The sequence below is a fragment of the Bacteroidota bacterium genome (genome assembly GCA_016720935.1).
In the GTDB taxonomy this organism is placed as follows: Bacteria; Bacteroidota; Bacteroidia; order AKYH767-A; family 2013-40CM-41-45; genus JADKJP01.
The window spans coordinates 544,838-560,106 of the sequence record JADKJP010000006.1 but is presented as its reverse complement, the minus strand read 5'-3'; the positions used below and the strand labels follow the sequence as shown (position 1 = coordinate 560,106).

Annotated in this window: 14 protein-coding genes; 2 read left to right on the top strand and 12 right to left on the bottom strand. The window is 40.3% G+C overall.

Annotated features, from left to right (window positions below; all coding sequences use genetic code 11):
- Positions 1-4 precede the first annotated feature (4 nt).
- The 6 genes from IPP86_10690 to IPP86_10665 form a co-directional block, all read right to left on the bottom strand.
- Positions 5-190: a CcoQ/FixQ family Cbb3-type cytochrome c oxidase assembly chaperone gene (locus tag IPP86_10690; protein ID MBL0138983.1), complete on the bottom strand. Its 186-nt coding sequence runs from the start codon at positions 188-190 to the stop codon at positions 5-7.
- Positions 191-215: 25 nt separating this feature from the next.
- The gene (ccoN, locus tag IPP86_10685) at positions 216-2,342 is read right to left on the bottom strand and encodes a cytochrome-c oxidase, cbb3-type subunit I (protein MBL0138982.1); all 2,127 of its coding nucleotides are present in this window, start codon (positions 2,340-2,342) and stop codon (positions 216-218) included.
- Positions 2,339-2,518: a cbb3-type cytochrome oxidase assembly protein CcoS gene (ccoS, locus tag IPP86_10680; GenBank protein MBL0138981.1), complete on the bottom strand. Its 180-nt coding sequence runs from the start codon at positions 2,516-2,518 to the stop codon at positions 2,339-2,341. The genes ccoN and ccoS overlap by 4 nt, the downstream gene beginning before the upstream one ends.
- A gap of 258 nt (positions 2,519-2,776) precedes the next feature.
- Positions 2,777-5,182 (bottom strand): heavy metal translocating P-type ATPase metal-binding domain-containing protein, encoded by a 2,406-nt coding sequence (locus IPP86_10675; protein MBL0138980.1) that lies wholly within the window; start codon positions 5,180-5,182, stop codon positions 2,777-2,779.
- Between the two features lie 58 nt (positions 5,183-5,240).
- Positions 5,241-6,011 (bottom strand): YwiC-like family protein, encoded by a 771-nt coding sequence (locus tag IPP86_10670; protein ID MBL0138979.1) that lies wholly within the window; start codon positions 6,009-6,011, stop codon positions 5,241-5,243.
- A 92-nt stretch (positions 6,012-6,103) separates the two neighbouring features.
- Positions 6,104-6,553, bottom strand: coding sequence for an OsmC family protein (locus IPP86_10665; GenBank protein ID MBL0138978.1), 450 nt, complete (start codon positions 6,551-6,553; stop codon positions 6,104-6,106).
- A gap of 568 nt (positions 6,554-7,121) precedes the next feature.
- Between IPP86_10665 and IPP86_10660 the strand changes: the two genes are divergently transcribed.
- Both IPP86_10660 and IPP86_10655 read left to right on the top strand, forming a co-directional pair.
- Positions 7,122-8,354 (top strand): alpha/beta hydrolase, encoded by a 1,233-nt coding sequence (locus IPP86_10660; GenBank protein ID MBL0138977.1) that lies wholly within the window; start codon positions 7,122-7,124, stop codon positions 8,352-8,354.
- Positions 8,355-8,359: 5 nt separating this feature from the next.
- Positions 8,360-8,887 (top strand): dihydrofolate reductase, encoded by a 528-nt coding sequence (locus IPP86_10655; protein MBL0138976.1) that lies wholly within the window; start codon positions 8,360-8,362, stop codon positions 8,885-8,887.
- Positions 8,888-8,912: 25 nt separating this feature from the next.
- On the opposite strand, the gene IPP86_10650 is transcribed toward IPP86_10655, so the two are convergent.
- From IPP86_10650 to IPP86_10625, 6 genes are all read right to left on the bottom strand, one after another.
- Entirely contained in the window at positions 8,913-10,580 is a 1,668-nt protein-coding gene (locus IPP86_10650; protein ID MBL0138975.1) for a formate--tetrahydrofolate ligase, read from the bottom strand.
- A gap of 144 nt (positions 10,581-10,724) precedes the next feature.
- Positions 10,725-11,477, bottom strand: coding sequence for a polyphosphate kinase (locus IPP86_10645; protein MBL0138974.1), 753 nt, complete (start codon positions 11,475-11,477; stop codon positions 10,725-10,727).
- A 49-nt stretch (positions 11,478-11,526) separates the two neighbouring features.
- On the bottom strand, positions 11,527-12,600 hold the full coding sequence (locus tag IPP86_10640) for a BamA/TamA family outer membrane protein (GenBank protein ID MBL0138973.1): 1,074 nt from the start codon (positions 12,598-12,600) through the stop codon (positions 11,527-11,529).
- A 133-nt stretch (positions 12,601-12,733) separates the two neighbouring features.
- Entirely contained in the window at positions 12,734-14,089 is a 1,356-nt protein-coding gene (gene hemN / locus IPP86_10635) for an oxygen-independent coproporphyrinogen III oxidase (protein MBL0138972.1), read from the bottom strand.
- A gap of 7 nt (positions 14,090-14,096) precedes the next feature.
- The gene (locus tag IPP86_10630) at positions 14,097-14,504 is read right to left on the bottom strand and encodes a 6-carboxytetrahydropterin synthase (GenBank protein ID MBL0138971.1); all 408 of its coding nucleotides are present in this window, start codon (positions 14,502-14,504) and stop codon (positions 14,097-14,099) included.
- 262 nt (positions 14,505-14,766) lie between these two features.
- Positions 14,767-15,261, bottom strand: coding sequence for a hypothetical protein (locus tag IPP86_10625; protein ID MBL0138970.1), 495 nt, complete (start codon positions 15,259-15,261; stop codon positions 14,767-14,769).
- Between the last annotated feature and the right edge of the window lie 8 nt (positions 15,262-15,269).

The window sequence follows — 15,269 nt, the reverse complement described above, 5'->3', positions numbered from 1 at the left end:
CGTTTTAATTTTTTTCTGATTGATTTTCTGGATTATCGTTTAATGGCATGGAACCAAGTTCCTGCATGGAGGATGATTTAGACCTGAGAACCCAAATCCCCATGATAAGAAAGAACAGAAAGAATACCACCAGTGAGAATAAAGGATATGTGGCGATTCCTTCGATACCTTGCAAATAGTTTTTAAACATGGCTTTCCTTTTTTTGAATGTTTAATTACTTCTGAGCAGTAGGTTGATCTTTCACTTTTATATCGGTTCCAAGACGTTGCAGATAAGCTATCAAGGCAACAATCTCTTTGCGAGAATCTACTTTGATTCCATTCTTTTCCAGGTCTGCAGCAATCTCCCCTGCTTGTTTTGCAAGTGCATTATTTGCTTCAGCATCAAAACCATCAGGATACGGTACTCCAAGTTTTTGCATGGTCCTGATTTTCGCTGCTGTGGAAGAGATATCCAGATCCTTCTCTATGATAAACTCGTACGCCGGCATGATTGAACCAGGTGACATGGTTGTAGGATCCATCATGTGGTTGTAATGCCATGAGTTCGGATACTTGCCTCCTTCTCTGGCCAGATCAGGACCTGTACGTTTTGAACCCCACTGGAACGGGTGATCATATACGAATTCACCTGCTTTTGAGTATTCACCATAACGCTCGGTTTCTGATCGGAACGGACGAATGAGCTGGCTATGACAAGTGTAACAACCTTCCCGGATATAAATATCACGTCCTTGCAATTCAAGAGGAGTATATGGTTTTACAGAAGCAATGGTAGGCACATTGGATTTTATCGTAAGCATCGGAACGATTTCAACGATACCACCTATCAGAATTGCAACGAGCGCGAATAACATGAATTGAACCGGTCTGCGTTCGATCCAACGGTGCCAGTGTCCATGAGACTCAGGAGCAATCTTTGCAAGTGGTGCCGCTTCTGCATCTTCATCACCGATGAACTTGCCGGCAGCAGAGGTTTTCCACAAGTTGTAAATCATGACAATTACACCAATAAGGTAGAGTGAACCACCGAATACACGAAGAATGTACATTGGCATGATCTGAACCACTGTTTCAAGGAAGTTAGGGTAACGCAATACGCCATCCGGTGTGAAATCTTTCCACATCAGTGACTGTGCAAATCCTGCCCAGTACATTGGTATTGCATAGAACAGAATTCCCAAAGTAGACATCCAGAAATGGAAGTTGGCAAGCTTTTTACTGAACAAAGAAGTATTATACAGTTTTGGAATCAGGAAATACAGAATACCAAAAGTCAACATACCATTCCATCCCAAAGCACCGATGTGTACGTGAGCGATAGTCCAGTCTGTAAAGTGAGAAATTGCATTTACACTCTTGATAGAAAGCATTGGTCCTTCGAAAGTCGACATACCATAAGCAGTCACCGCGACAACCATGAATTTCAATACTACACTTTCACGAACCTTATCCCAGGCACCGCGAAGTGTCAACAATCCGTTGATCATACCACCCCAGGACGGAGCAATAAGCATGATGGAGAAGACCACCCCGAGCGATTGTGCCCAGTCAGGAAGAGTTGAATACAACAAGTGGTGCGGTCCTGCCCAGATATACAGGAAGATAAGCGCCCAGAAATGGATAATCGATAATTTATACGAATACACCGGTCGATCAGCGGCTTTTGGAACGAAGTAATACATCAGTCCCAGGTATGGAGTTGTCAGGAAGAACGCAACTGCATTATGTCCATACCACCACTGCACCAAAGCGTCCTGAACTCCGGCAAAAATAGAGTAGCTTTTCAGGAAGCTCACCGGCAATGCAAGTGAATTTACAATATGCAATACAGCCACTGTAATAATGGTAGCTATGTAGAACCAAATAGCTACATATAAATGCCGTTCTCTTCTTTTGAAAATTGTTCCAAATAGATTGATGGCAAATACCACCCAGATCAACGCGATCATGATATCGATCGGCCATTCCAATTCAGCATATTCTTTGCTGGTCGTAATACCAAGAGGTAATGTTACAGCAGCGGCAACGATGATCAGCTGCCATCCCCAGAAATGGATTTTACTCAGGAGGTCACTAAACATCCTTGCCTTCAGAAGGCGTTGCAATGAATAGTAAACTCCCATAAAAATACCATTACCTACAAACGCGAAAATGACCGCATTGGTGTGCAATGGCCTTAGCCGTCCAAATGTCAGGAAAGGTGCTAAATTGAGCTTAGGGTTCGTTAACTGCAGAGCAACGATGAGCCCTACGAGCATGCCGACAAGGCCCCAAATGATGGTGGCGACGGCAAAATTTCGGACAATCTTATTGTCGTAACGGAATTTTTCGGTGGTCATAAATCCTCGTTTGTAGAGTTATTGGTTTGTTGTGTTGAGTCGTTATCGAATAGAATTCTCACTGATGGAGTATAATCATCCTCATATTGACCATCCCTTACACTCCAAATAAAGGCTATTAAAAACCCTATTGCGAGCAGCAGACTAAACAGAATAAGAAGAAAGATTACACTCATGTGATAAATTGTAATGCGTTCAAAAATATTCCCAAAAGATAGTCCCCTTCATGATGATTATCAGGCAAAGAAGTGACATTCGTCAGGTAATTTTTTTTAAAAGAATCACGGTTTTATATCCATGTATTTCAATCACTTATACTTATTAACATAATGTTCACAAGTGCGAAAAAACAGCTTAGTAAGAAATAATTCTGAAGATCTTTTTTATGGCCGAATGAAGCAATTTCATGCAGTCCGGGAACCATTTCAATTCACTTATTTTCTTGCAACCAGATTTGACATGCCTGTAGTAAAAGCAATGATGGATACAGAACTAACGGGCATCAGAATAGCAGCAATAACCGGAGAAAGGGTTCCCTGCATTGCAAAATATAAGCCCAGTACGTTATAAAATAATGCAATTATAAAACTGCCCAGGATAATCCGATGACTGGATCTTGAAATGGCAAGAATGCTACCCAGCCATTTAAATTTCCCTGCATTTAAAATTGCATCGCAGGCAGGAGAAAAATTATTAATGTCATCAGAAATAGAAATTCCTACATCGCTTTGCTTCAATGCACCGGCATCATTCAAACCATCACCAATCATTAAAACATGCTTCTTTTGATTTTGAAGATCCTGAATAACGTGGAGCTTTTCAGCAGGAGATTGACGGAAACGAATGTTCGCATCCTTGCCGAATACTTTTTGCAGATATTTCTTCTCCGAATCATTGTCACCGGAAAGCACCACCAGATCAAATTTGCGTTTTACAAGTGACTGCACCAGTTCTTCCAATCCTTCGCGATAATTATTTCTAAATGAAAAATACCCGATCACCGCTCCATCAACACTTACATAAACACGTGTTGAAAGCTCCAATTGCTCCTGATTATCCTTCACATCACCGGTAAACGCCGCTGATCCAATCTTTACATGCATTTCGGCAACAAACCCTTGAAGTCCTTCGCCGGGAATTTCCTGATAGTTGCTTACAGGAAGCAATTCAGATGTGATCAGATTTTTGTCAATATGCTGACTCAGGGGATGTGAGGATTGATGAACCAGCGAACGAATGCGTTGATTCATTTCAGGAGTAAGGACATCTCCGTGAAAGTCAACTGAAGCGGTATTGTTTCGTGTAAGTGTTCCTGTCTTGTCAAAAACGATAGTATCAATCTTTGCAAGTTTTTCTATGACCGCAAAATTTTTCAGGTAAAACTCATTCCTGCCGAAGATTCTCAGAATATTTCCAAGGGTGAAAGGAGAAGAAATTGCCAAAGCACAAGGACAGGCAATAATAAGTACAGCCGTAAATGCATTCCATCCTCTCAAATGATCGCCCTGAATAAACCAGAATGCAAGAGCCAATAACGATAAACCAACAATTACAAAAGTGAAATAATGGCTGATCTGATTGACCAATTGCTGAAACTTTCCATCTTCATGCTTTTGCAAATAAGCGTCTTTATTCCACAATTGTGTGAGATAGCTTTGAGAAACCTCCTTGACTACTTCCAGCTCCACCAGGGTACCTTTTTGTTTTCCACCTGCATAAATCAATTCGCCGGATTTTCTTTCCACCGGAATGGATTCTCCTGTGACAAATGAATAATCGATCTGAGCATTCCCTTTGATCAATACCGCATCGGCAGGTACTAATTCTTCATTGCGGATTAAGATCCTGTCGCCAACAACCAATTGCGATACCGGAACGGATGTTTCTTTTCCCGCTCTGCGACACATCACAGCAATCGGAAAAAAGGATTTATAATCCCTTTCGAAAGAAAGAGTTTCATATGTTTTATCCTGAAATGTGCGTCCGACAAGCATGAAAAAAACAAGACCGGACATCGTATCCAGATACCCCGGACCGGAAGCGGAAAGTATTTCGATTAAACTCCGGACGAACATCACCAGAATTCCCAGCGCAATCGGTACATCGATGTTCAGGAATTTTTGTTTCAGACTGGCGAAAGCCGAAATGAAGAATTGAGATGAACAATAAAAGAAAACAGGGAGAGAAAGGGCAAGATTAATATAACTGAAAATTCCTTTGAATCCCGGTTCAATGTAATCGCTGAGTGAAAAATATTCAGGGAAACTAAACAACATGATATTCCCAAATGCAAACCCTGCAATACCGATTTTATAAATTCTGGTTTTCGACTTGGGAGCGGCTCGTTGATTTTCGAGGTCGTTCAAATTAATTACCGGCTCATAACCAATAGTGGTTAACATTTCAACGATCTGGCGCAGAGATATTTTTTGCTCTTCAAAAACAACAATTACTTCACGCTTCAAAAAATTCACCTGTGAACGAACTACGGAAGCATTGATCCTGCTCAAATGCTCCAACAGCCAGATACAACTACTGCAGTGCATCTGAGGAATGTAAAAATTGATGGTGGAGTATTTCCCATCCGTAAAATTAATAAGCTTTTTCTTCACCTGCTCGTCGTCCAGAAATGCAAAGCGCTCTTCCAAAAATTTCCCTTTCGGGGATTGTCCGGGTGAAGTATTGTATTGGTAATAGGAGCATAGATTGTTTTCCTGCAAAATTTCAAAAACCAATTTACATCCATCGCAACAAAATACCTTATCATCAAGACGGATGACTTCATCTTTGCAATCTTCACCACAGTGGTAACATTTGAGAGCAGTTTCTGTTACGGGCATATTGTTCCTGGTTCCGGAAGGTTTTTAAGGAGATTCTATTTCTATTTTTCTTTGAAAATTAAAATTCACTCGTATGCGGGAAGTTCAACACAAGAATGATCAGAAAGATCAGATGAAAGATCGCTTCGAGCATTCCAATTCGTTTAATTGGCAGATTCTTGTACCATGGTCCTGCCACAATTGGAATCATACATTTCAGGAGCATTAAAGCCCCTACCCCATACACGATCCGGCTTTCGCCGTAAAAAAAGAACATAAAAAGAATAGCGGACATGACATAAATCAGTCCGCCATAAGACATTAGTTTCCCCAACCAAAATTTAACCAAAAATATACTCAAACCAAAATAAAGAGACATGATGAGAGTGATATGGATGATCCATGAAAGCTCAGGGACTTCTCCGGGAGAAAAAGCCAACAAACCTGATAATGAAAAGACAGCAAAAGTCAGCCATTCGGCAAAAACCGATTTTTGTTTTCTTTTTAAGGCAAGCAAAATAAAAATCACGCCAGAGCAAATAAAAACAGGCAGTAAATACCTGAGTAAAGGAACTTTTATAAGTGTAAAAAGTCCAAAAAGAAGAGTGATGATTGAATAAATGAACAACCAAATTTTACGACCCTGAGGCAATGGCGTTTTTCTCTTGTATTTCTCAAGTATCAACTCAACCAGATTAAAACCCGACAAAAGAAATACAAGCACAACCGGTTGAAGCCAGCTGAATTTAGGGCTCAGAAACACCCCAATCATCCAACAAATTATTAAAGTAATATAAGCTCCATGCTGCTTACTCCAGTAAACAGGAAAAACTGCTTTTGGGAAATTCATAAATCTGATTCAACAGCGTAACACTCTTTGAGTTCTGATACATTAAAAATAAGAATCAAGATACAAAGAGAATGAATAAAATACGCTCCGGTCTAATTTAAGCGGACACTAGGTTCAATGATGACTTCCCCTTTGATGGAGTTACTGATGATGCAGTATTTTCTGGCTTTTGCAAGAAGATTCTCGATGACATGTTCACCAGGATTATTACTGAATTCTATCACCGGATGTAAGATGAATCGTTTTGCTTCCATTGGAGTCCCCTCTTCCTTCTCGAACTCAACCACACCATCCACATGCAAACGTGAAACAGAAGTTTTTAACAATTTTGCAAAATGCATAAATGTGGTTGTATAACAAGATGAAAGCGCGGAAATAAGAAGATGTTCCGGACTCCATATCGAATTGCTCCCATTGAATTCAGGAGGAGGTCCAATCATCAACGGAGACCTGTCGCCTGCATGCAATGTTGCAGAATCATAATTGGAATCCCAATCCAGGGAAACAGAATATACATTTCGGGTTTGTGATTCGACTGCCATGGCTTCTCAGGAATTATAAATACAAATTTGCTAAATGAAAGATAAAATTCTCATGAGCAAAGTCAGTTTAACCAATAATAACTATGTGTTGTTGCTGGTTCGGCGCCAATTGTCAAAAGCTCTTCATTCAAGAGCGGAAAATTGAATTCTACTTCATCAAAGCGCGAAATTTAAATGGCAGGATTGATACTGAGGAAAAGAACAAATGTTAATTTCTTATACAGGAGCCCCTAAGGTTTATAATTCCACGATTGAGCAAACAAATTTCTCTTTGATTCTGATCATTTGCTGGCTAAGAATGAATTTAACAATTCATTTTTTAATATCTTGGAAGGCGAATTGGATGACAGAATCCGCCGCGAACTTTGTTTCTCCTTATGTGCATTTTCATTTATGTTAATTTAATAAAAAAAACTACTGTGAAAAACAGAAGTCTAAAATTTCAGATTAACACAACCATCATTAAAGTTAGAAAATCAATACAATGAGAATTCTGTCTCGAATTTTACTCCTGTTACTCCTATCCATACCACTTCTTCCCAAAACTGGCTTTAGTCAAAACTATTGTTTGTCCAACAGATTTTCAGAAACTGCCTTTTTTGACAGTTCCGCAATTCGCATCGATAGCAATATTGTTTTTTCTAATCCGGTACACGCATTTACAAACGTCAGGGAAAATCTCAAGATGGATATCTATTATCCTGACATTTTGATTGACTCTCTCCCTCTCCGGCCATTTATCCTGTTGATTCACGGTGGAGCATTTCTCGCAGGCAGCAGACATGATATGGATTATCAATGTATGGAGTATGCCAGACGGGGATTTGTTGCCGCTACAATAGAATACAGACTAGGCTGGAATTGTGCAGCTACTGACATTTTCAGCATATGCCTTCTTTGTCAGCAGAACCCTACCGATATTATAACTGCAACTTATTGTGCCGCTCAGGATGCAAGAGCAGCATTTCGTTATATCCATGCGAATGCATCTCAGTATCATATTGACAACAACTATTTATTTGTTGGAGGAGAAAGTGCAGGTGGAATCACAGCTTTGAATTCAACATTCTGGGATCAAACGGAAGCGAATGCTTTTGATCCAAACGCAATTTCCAGAGCAGGATTGCTGGATACTGCAGGTAATGCTCTGACAGATACGTATCAGGTTCGGGCTGTAATAAACTCCTGCGGATCCATTACAAAAGATAGTTTTTTACTCAACAACGGAAATATTCCTGTCATCAATTTTCACGATGAATTTGACTGTGTGGTTCCTCCTCAATATGGACAAGTCATTTCCTGCATCTGTCAGCCTTTTTACTGGACAGCCGGTTCTGAAGTGGTGTATTCAAAATTGAATGCAAATGGAATTTGTTCAAAATACTATCAGGTACCATTAAGCACGAATCATTGTTCATTTCCTAAGCCTCAATTGGTAGAAAAAGCAAGTTGCTTTTTAAAAAGCTATTTCTGCAATACCTGTCAATCCGGTTTTTCAAATCAACCGTATCAGGCTGTCACATGCGCGGCGTTGAACTCAGTAGAAGAAATTCAGAATCCGGACAATCCCTTTACTCTTGAAGCCATTTCATCTGCTCACTTTTTAATCAGCAGAAATAATTATTCAGGGAACATCCCATTTTATCTTCTGGATATTTCAGGTAAAAAAATATTTTCTGATATCCTTAATGCCAATGAAACAGAAAAAGAATTTTCCCTGGAAAATCTATCCGGCGGAATTTACTTTTTGGTTTCAGACATTTCAACACATCCGCAAAAAATAAGACTGATCAATCCCTGACCCCCATGGGAAACAGAAAAATCATTTTGTATATCGCAGTCAGTATTGATGGCTACATAGCAGGACCGGAAGACAATCTGGATTTTCTATCTGTTGTGGAAAGTCCTCCTGAAGATTATGGTTACCTCAATTTCGTAGGCACAATAGATACTGTAGTGATGGGACGAAAAACCTACGATAAGGTACTTGGATTTGGAATTGAATTTCCACACAAAGGCAGAGAATGTTACGTCATCACAAAAACCAAACAAGGAAGAGACGAGAATGTGATATTCTGGAATGAAGATCCCTGCACCTTGATCAGAAATCTTAAGTTGAAACCAGGAAAGGATGTATTCATCGATGGCGGAGCAGTGCTCGTCAATACCCTGATGCAGGAAAACCTGATTGACAGATACATTTTATCGACTATTCCGGTGATGCTTGGTAATGGTGTACCATTATTCAAACCCGGCCGCCCTTTTCAGAAATTAAAATTAATCCAATCCCAATCCTTCCCTTCAGGACTGATCCAGAGCTGGTATGAAGTATAAAGGTTCCGAACTTTAGTGACAGCAATTAACTCAAGCCTTCAATTTCACCATCCACAAGTTTGATACGTACTGCCTGAGGGTCTTCGGGCAATCCGGGCATACGCATGATTTCACCCGCGATAGCAACGATGAATCCCGCGCCCGCATTGATGACGACATCCTGAATGGTGAGTGTAAAATCCTTCGGAGCATTGATCAGTTTTGGATCATCGCTAAAGGAATATTGAGTCTTAGCAATACAGACCGGAAGTTTTGCCCAGCCCATGCGTTCAAATTTTTTCAGTTTTGTTTCCGCCTTTGGCCCTAATACAATCTGGCCAGCATGGTAAATTTTCTTGGCGATCTTTTCAATTTTCACTTTCAACGGATCCACATCATCATAAGTGAACCGAATTGATGAAGAAGGAGTTTCTTCGATTACTTTCACGACAGCACGTGCAAGATCACTTGCACCCTCTCCTCCTTTTTCAAAACCATAGTTCACAACAAATGCCACATTACGATCCTTGCACCAATTTCTGATGTAATCAATTTCGCTATCAGAATCGAATGGGTAGTGATTCAGTGAAACAACAACACTTTGTCCAAACGAACGCAGATTTTCAACGTGACGCTCAAGATTCGGGATACCTTTGATCATTGAATCCAGGTCAGGCTTCTTCGTTTCTTCATACGGTACTCCGCCGTGAAGCTTTAATGCCTGGGTACTAAGCACCAGCACAGTTGCTTTGGGTTGTAATCCTGCAAGTCTGCATTTTATATCCAGAAATTTTTCTGCACCCAAATCACTTCCAAATCCGGCCTCGGTGACTACATAATCAGAAACAGACAAAGCCATTTTAGTAGCGATCAGTGAATTGCAACCATGAGCGATATTCGCGAAAGGCCCACCGTGTACAAAGGCTGGAGTATTTTCAGTAGTCTGTACCAGATTCGGCATCAGTGCATCTTTAAGCAATACTGTGATTGCGCCTGCTACGCCCAGATCTTTCACTGTAAAAGGAGATTTATCTTGTTTGTAACCAAGTACAACATTTTCGATGCGACGTTCCAGATCCAGTAGGCTCGTGGAAAGGCAAAACAATGCCATGATTTCAGAAGCCGGAGTGATATCAAATCCTGTTTCTACGAGATCAGTCTTGCTTCCCTGTCCCAGTCCGGTAATGATATTTCGCAGTGTGCGATCATTTACATCCAGTACCCTTTTCCAGACAATGGACTCCAATTGCTCCGGCTTATTGTGGTAGTGATATTGATGATTGTCCAGCAACGCGGAAATCATATTGTGAGCCGATGTGATCGCATGAAAATCTCCCGTGAAATGAAGATTGATTGCATCCATCGGTAAAACTTGCGCGTATCCGCCTCCTGTAGCCCCACCTTTCATTCCAAAACAAGGACCAAGGCTTGGTTCCCGCAATGCAACGGAAGCTTTCTTTCCTATTTTATTCAATCCGAGAGAAAGTGAAATCGAAGTCACTGTTTTTCCAATACCTGCTTTTGTAGGAGTTATCGCGGTAACAAGAATCAGGTTACTTTTTTTAATTTTTTCCTCATTGATATAAGTCAGCGGAACCTTAGCGATGTACTTACCATAAGGAATAACTTCGTCCTTATTGATTCCAAGTTTTGCAGCAACATCGACAATGTTATCCAGTTTTGTATTCCGTGAAATTTCAATTGCAGAAAGCATAGTGTGATCTATTTTTATTTTTTTGACAAGGTTTGCAAGATAAAGAGGAAGGATAGAACGACCAAGGACTTTTGACAGCAGGCAAATCCTTAATAATGAGGTTTCTAATTAGCGACAACAAAGAATATTGGCTTGCACATCCATTCAAATCTCTTTTTTTAAGCCCGGATATCTGAGTTTTAAACTATCCATTGCATCCACAACAATTTTCAAAATCAGGTATTCCTTATACCAGTTTTGATCCGCAGGGATGATATTCCAATCTGCATTTTCTGAGCAGTGCAAAAAAGCATCTTCATATGCTTTCATGTATTGATTCCAGTACTCCCTTTCTTTCAGATCGTTTTCATTGTGTTTCCACATCTTTGAAGGATCATGCAATCGTTCTTCCAGTCGAATCATTTGCTCTTCCTTTGAGACGTGGAGATAAAATTTCAAAACGATAGTATTGGTTTCGGTGAGAAGCGATTCAAAATTATTGATTTGTCTGAAGCGTTGTTTAATGGTTTTCTCGTCTACCCATTTGTGAACACGTTGAATGATGACATCTTCATAATGCGATCGATTGAAAACATACAACATTCCTTTTTCAGGAACCACCTGATGGACTCTCCAGAGAAAATCATGTTTCATCTCGATTTCTGTTGGCTTCTTAAATGGAATCACCCTGCAACCCATAGGATTGACAGCTGTAAAAACATCCTTGATCGCACCATCTTTACCGGAAGCATCCATCCCCTGCAGGACGACAAGTACAGCATGAGAAGATGAGGCATACAAAAGATTCTGTAATTCTTCTAATCTGGCTTGAAGTTTCGGAATCTCCTTTTTTATTTTTTCCTTATCGATATTTTTCGGAGCTCGTGTTGAAATATTCTGAAGTTTGATTTTTGCCATGACGATGTGTTTTGTAAATAATAATAATCAAACTAAACCTGAATCAAATTTAAAAAGCTTCTTTCAGCATTACATACAAACCGGATGATTCTTTGGACCAACCATAATCAATACGCAGGTTTACTTTTTCCTTTTCTTTTACAAGGATACGCAATCCACAGCCATAAGTGTAATGAATTCCGGGCAATGAGAAATGTTTTATATCCGGACTCACTTCCCCGGCAGCGACAAAACCTGCCAGTCCAAGCTTCCAGAATAAGTATTGCCTCCATTCAGCCTGAATAGAGGACATGCCTTTGTCCATGTACCGGCCTTTGTAATACCCTCTCATAATTTCAGTTCCTCCAAGCATGGCCATATTTCTGATCGGAATATTGCCATCACTCAATTTAATTATTCCCTGCAATGCAAGAACACTATTCGTTCTCCAGGGAAAGAATTTTCGAACATCCAGGGAAAATGTCGAAAAAGAAAACTGGCTGCCAATGTCCCGGTCAAAAGATGTATAGTTGATCTCTGAAAAAAAACCGTGGCTGGGACTGTATGCATTGTTGCGGGTATCCCAGGTCAGGAGTAGTCCGAATCCGCTTGTTCTTCCTCCATTATTCCCGGGAATGGATTGTTGACTGAATATGCCATTGCTGCGAAATGAAAAATCGTGCACTTCCTGGAATTCATAACTGGCTCCTATGTAAAGATTCCCTGCGATCCTGTGTAGTAATTGCGGATTGAAATAAAACTGTTTGTAATCGTAATTCTCCTTAGCCGATTCGGGTGAATGGTTTCCTATTCCCCAGGTTTTGTCCGGATAATAACTGTATGAAACCTGCATCCTGAAAATTCTTTTTTCCATGGATGAAAATACCGTGGAATTCAAGACAAGCAATAATTGTTCACGTTGTGTAGCCAATCCTACCAGGCTAACATCGGAAGTGCGCAGGTTCTCCTCCTTCTGATTTGCTTTGAAAAAAAATGCGGTAGCCAGACCTAAACCCCATTTTGTTTCGGGAGAACGAATGGCAAAAGGAAAAACGAGGAAACGTGACTGTTGTGAACCGGATAAGGTATCGTCCGGTACTGCAGCTGACAAACCCTTTAAAACGGAAGTCAAGATAAAAATCAAGAAAATGGTTCGTTTCCAGGCCATGCGGGACGGCGAAGATAAGCGATGGGATGCATCAGGACAAGGTTTGTAAAGCTTAGCTTAACACTCTGATACTGACGAAAGAGGCAATAAAATCTACCTGGAAATTCAATTAAACCGTTTGGCTGAAGATCTGTGATTCGGGCTGTTTTCTCCAAAGTCTGGCATCCAGAGCCATACAGATATTTCGAACAAAGGCTCTGCCTTTATCCGTTACTTCCATACGATAGGGTGAAATCAACAGTAAGTCATCTTTCACCATTTCCTGCAATCGTTCAAGTCCTTCGTAAAAGGCTTCGCATTGCATGGATTTTTCTTCCCAGCTTGTTTCAAAATGACACATCAGATTAAGAATATGTCTTCTGATGATCAGATCTTCATCGGTCAAAATATGTCCGCGCACAATCGGCAGTTTATTTTCATTGACCATTTTGACATACTCTTCGAAAACTTTCACATTCTGAGCAAAGCCGGTCCAGGAATCCCCGATACTTGAAACTCCTAATCCTACTAACAATTGGGTATCAGTAGTTGTATACCCCATAAAATTCCTGTGGAGTTTCTTTGCAGAATAAGCTTTAAATAATGAATCCTCCGGCAATGAGAAATGATCCATTCCAATTTCCCTGTATCCGGAATCCTCCAGCATCAATCTGCCTTTTTCATACAACGCTCTCTTCTCTTCTCCCTGTGGCAAATCATCTTCAGTAAATCTACGCTGACCGGGTTTTATCCAGGGAACGTGAGCATAACTGTAAAACGCGATCCTGTCGGGTTTTAATTCGCGTACCTTCTCAATCGTATCTGTAATAGTCGCCATTGTTTGCATGGGCAACCCATAAATCAAATCATAATTTACAGATTCATATCCGATTTTTCTTGCAGCTTCGGTAACTAGTTTTACCTGCTCGTAGGTTTGTGTACGGTGAATTGTATATTGAACTTTTTGATCAAAATCCTGAATCCCGAAACTTACTCTACGGAATCCCATGTCATACAATTTCTGCAACTGCTCTACCTGTGTATAATTCGGGTGACCTTCAAAACCGAATTCATGACCCGGAGCTATCTCTGAATCCTTTAAAATTCCATTAATAAGTTTCTCCAGATTTTCACAACTGAAAAATGTGGGAGTGCCACCGCCAAGATGGATTTCCTTGATCCTTGGTTTATCAGGAAATTGTTTCACATACATCGCCCACTCTTTCAAGACTGTTTCAATGTAAGGAAGTTCTACTGCATGATTCACAGTAATACGGGTATTGCATCCACAATATGTACAGAGGCTTTCACAAAAAGGCAAATGAATATACAGACTAATTCCTTCCTTGTTGGTCGCGATAAAAGTATCTCTCACAAGTTTGAACCATTCTTCCACAGTTGGAGAGTGATCCCAGTATGGTACGGTCGGATAACTGGTATACCGTGGACCGGCGACATTGTACTTTCTGATCAGTTGAATATCCATTTTTCTCTTAATTATCTTCCGTTCTCCACTCGGCGTAAGAGGTAGCGGTTTCATGTAAACGAATCACTTTGAGTTGCACATAATCCGGCATGAGAGGACGAATTCTCTTCATAAAATCAGCCAGCAAATTTTCACATGTTGGCTGGTAGTTGACAAAAATTACCTTTTCAAATGTTGCTTCCAGATCCGGAATATCACGGTGAGGAGAATTTCCATTCAAGACAAGCGCATGATCAAACACATCAACGATATGTTCTTTTACAATTTTCTTCAAATCAGAAAAATCAATTACCATTCCGTTTTTGGGATCCTTTGGGTTATTTACCGGCTCACCGATGAGTGTAACTTCAAGGCGATAGGAATGCCCATGAATATTTTTACACGGCCCATCATAACCATACAATGCATGAGCCATTTCAAAAGGAAACAGTTTGGTAAGTCTAATTTTCACAGAAATTCCTTATTAATTAAACAAAAGTAGCCCAGTCACAGGATACCGGGATGACAAATGTCAGGATAATGGCTGAATAAATAAAACAGTAATCACCTCTAAGCACAGCCACCATGGAAGCGCTTTAAAAGACCCTGCAATAAGGGATTCAGCCAGAAATAACAGTAAAAAATGTCTCTAAAAAACCTTCCGTCAAAGGTCATGGATAAGACTACAAAGCAACAAATTAATCGTCATCTTCTTCTGCGGCCTTGTCCGGTTGCCCGGTAGCATTGGTGTTTAGTCCTGATAATTCTGTGTGTCTTATTTTACCGCCAAGGAATCCTGTATAGGAAATTGAACCGGCAGCGACAATACTAAGAAGGAGCAAAAACGAAAGAAGTCCTTTATTGATGGTATTTGATTTTTTTGCCAGAAAAAATGTCAGAAGTGAAACTGCGCCCATAAATTCTACCAGCCAAATGGATATTTCCGCAGACTCCTCATGTTCCTCGATAGTAGCTTTGATGGTGCCGGCGATATTTTCGACAGATTCCTCTGCAGGTTCACCGGTTAGGAAAACGGGAATTGCAACCAATGCTGCAATGACGAATCCAATCATAGCTGTTTTCTTCAAGACATCAGATTTCAGCACCATTCCGGCTATCAATAAAACTATTGAAAATACGGAACCAAGAATTGCGACATGGTTTAACAACAGATGAATGTGGGTTTGGTTCATGATAGGAT

What these genes read in the sequence shown, in the direction of transcription:
- IPP86_10690 (MBL0138983.1), bottom strand. Translation starts at nt 190, where the DNA reads ATGTTTAAAAACTATTTGCAAGGTATCGAAGGAATCGCCACATATCCT.
- ccoN (MBL0138982.1), bottom strand. Translation starts at nt 2,342, where the DNA reads ATGACCACCGAAAAATTCCGTTACGACAATAAGATTGTCCGAAATTTT.
- ccoS (MBL0138981.1), bottom strand. Translation starts at nt 2,518, where the DNA reads ATGAGTGTAATCTTTCTTCTTATTCTGTTTAGTCTGCTGCTCGCAATA.
- IPP86_10675 (MBL0138980.1), bottom strand. Translation starts at nt 5,182, where the DNA reads ATGCCCGTAACAGAAACTGCTCTCAAATGTTACCACTGTGGTGAAGAT.
- IPP86_10670 (MBL0138979.1), bottom strand. Translation starts at nt 6,011, where the DNA reads ATGAATTTCCCAAAAGCAGTTTTTCCTGTTTACTGGAGTAAGCAGCAT.
- IPP86_10665 (MBL0138978.1), bottom strand. Translation starts at nt 6,553, where the DNA reads ATGGCAGTCGAATCACAAACCCGAAATGTATATTCTGTTTCCCTGGAT.
- IPP86_10655 (MBL0138976.1), top strand. Translation starts at nt 8,360, where the DNA reads ATGGGAAACAGAAAAATCATTTTGTATATCGCAGTCAGTATTGATGGC.
- IPP86_10650 (MBL0138975.1), bottom strand. Translation starts at nt 10,580, where the DNA reads ATGCTTTCTGCAATTGAAATTTCACGGAATACAAAACTGGATAACATT.
- IPP86_10645 (MBL0138974.1), bottom strand. Translation starts at nt 11,477, where the DNA reads ATGGCAAAAATCAAACTTCAGAATATTTCAACACGAGCTCCGAAAAAT.
- hemN (MBL0138972.1), bottom strand. Translation starts at nt 14,089, where the DNA reads ATGGATATTCAACTGATCAGAAAGTACAATGTCGCCGGTCCACGGTAT.
- IPP86_10630 (MBL0138971.1), bottom strand. Translation starts at nt 14,504, where the DNA reads ATGGCTCATGCATTGTATGGTTATGATGGGCCGTGTAAAAATATTCAT.
- IPP86_10625 (MBL0138970.1), bottom strand. Translation starts at nt 15,261, where the DNA reads ATGAACCAAACCCACATTCATCTGTTGTTAAACCATGTCGCAATTCTT.